1 protein-coding gene is annotated in these 1,934 nt (G+C 72.7%); it reads left to right on the top strand.

The genetic code is table 11. The features are described 5' to 3' along the window. A partial coding sequence (locus ACTIFU_RS09965) for a DUF2075 domain-containing protein (protein WP_439578151.1) occupies positions 1–1,799 on the top strand: 1,799 nt, incomplete at its 5' end. Positions 1,800–1,934 lie beyond the last annotated feature (135 nt).

The raw sequence follows: 1,934 nt of genomic DNA, 5'->3' as shown, positions 1-1,934 counted from the left end.
TCGAATACGACCTGGTGCGGCTGGAGAAGCGCATCGACGCGGTGGTGCTGACCGATCGCGTGATCATGGTGCTGGAGTTCAAGACCGGCGATGCGTCGCCGGCGGCGCTGGCTCAGGTCGAGGACTACGCGCTCGATCTGCGGGATTTCCACGCCGGCAGCCGCGACCATCCGATCGTGCCGGTGCTGGTGGTCGGCAACGCGGAGGCGGCGTTGCCGCGCCAGCCGCCGCTGTTGTGGCACGGCGTGGTGCCGCCGATGCGCACGAGTCATGCCTCGCTTGCGGCGTTCGTGGCGTGGGTGCAGGCATCGGTGCCCGCGCCACAGATTCCGCTCGATGGGCAGGCGTGGCTCGCGGCGCCCTACCGCCCGGTGCCTACGATCATCGAGGCGGCGACGATGCTCTATGCGCGCAACGGTGTCGCGGAGATCGCGGCTGCACGGGCGGATTTCGCCAACCTCACGCGCACCACGGCGGCGATCGACCGCGCGGTGGCGGATGCGCGGCGCGACGGCGCGCGCACCGTCGTGTTCGTCACCGGCATTCCGGGCGCGGGCAAGACCCTGTGCGGGCTGAACACGGTGTTCGGCTCGGTACGGCAGGAGGGGGCGGCGTTCCTCACCGGCAATGCGCCGCTGGTGACGGTGCTGCGCGAGGCGCTTGCGCGGGATGCGATCGTGCGGCGGGAGTGCGGTGCGGCAGAGGCGCGGCGCCGGGTGCGCGCGGCGTTGCAGAACGTGCATCGGTTCCTGGAGGACAACGCGGCGGATCCCAAGTGCCATCCGCCCGAGCGGCTGATCGTGTTCGACGAGGCGCAGCGCGCCTGGGACGAGGCGAAGGCGCGCGCGGGGACGCAGCGCCGGCCCGGACGGCTGACGATGAGCGAGCCCGCACACACGCTGGAGATCATGGCGCGCCGGCCGGGCTGGGCGGTGGTGGTGGCGCTGATCGGCAACGGGCAGGAGATCAACACCGGCGAGGCGGGGTTGGCGGAGTGGGGGCGGGTGATCGCCGCGCGTGGGGACTGGCGAGCGGTGGCGGCGAAGCGGGCGATCCAGGCGGCCGATCCGGTGCAGCGGCTCGCGGACGGGGCACCGGCGTGGCTGGCGATCGATCCCGATCTCGACCTGACCGTGTCGATCCGCAGCGTGCGCGAGACCGCGGCGGCGGCGTGGGTGGATGCGCTGCTGGACGGGCGCATCGCCGAGGCGCGCGCGATCGCCGACGGCGCCGGCGGGGTGCCGTTTCTGCTGACGCGCGAACCCGGCGCGATGCGCGCGGCACTGCGGGTGCTTGCGCGGGGGGAACGCCGGGCAGGGCTGGTGCGCTCGTCGGTGGCGAAGCGGCTGCGGGCGGACGGGTTCGGCCCGGAGGTGAGCGGCGACGAGGTGGCGGAGTGGTTCCTCAACCGCTGGCCGGATGTGCGCGGGTCGGATGCGCTGGAGGTCTGCGCCACCGAGTATGCGTGCCAGGGGCTGGAGCTGGACGTTGTGGGGCTCGCCTGGGGCAACGACTTCCTGCCCGATCCGAGCGGCGGCTGGCGCGCGCGCCACTTCGCGGGGACCAGGTGGCATCGGGCGGAGAGGGACCACGCGTTCATCCGCAACACGTATCGGGTGTTGCTGACGCGGGCGCGCTACGAGACGGTGATCTACGTGCCGCGGGGCGATACGGCGGATGCGACGCGTCCGCCGGCGGAGTTCGAGGCGATCGCCGCGGCGCTGGCCGAGGCGGGCGTCCAGGAGTTGAGGACGGTATCCAGGGAGGCGGTTGCGCCGAACCAGAGAGGGCTCCTATAGCGTCGGGCTCCTGTGGAGGTGGAGGGGGGTGTGGGGGGACGACCGTCGTCCCCCCACCGCCAGGCGATCCTCAATGATTTCGACAACATATGGATAGGCGGCGGGCGTGGCGGGGGGCGCTGCGGCCGCCACACC

Source organism: Elioraea sp., from assembly GCF_051860475.1.
In the GTDB taxonomy this organism is placed as follows: Bacteria; Pseudomonadota; Alphaproteobacteria; order Acetobacterales; family Acetobacteraceae; genus Elioraea.
This window is presented reverse-complemented; position numbering and strand designations above follow the sequence as displayed.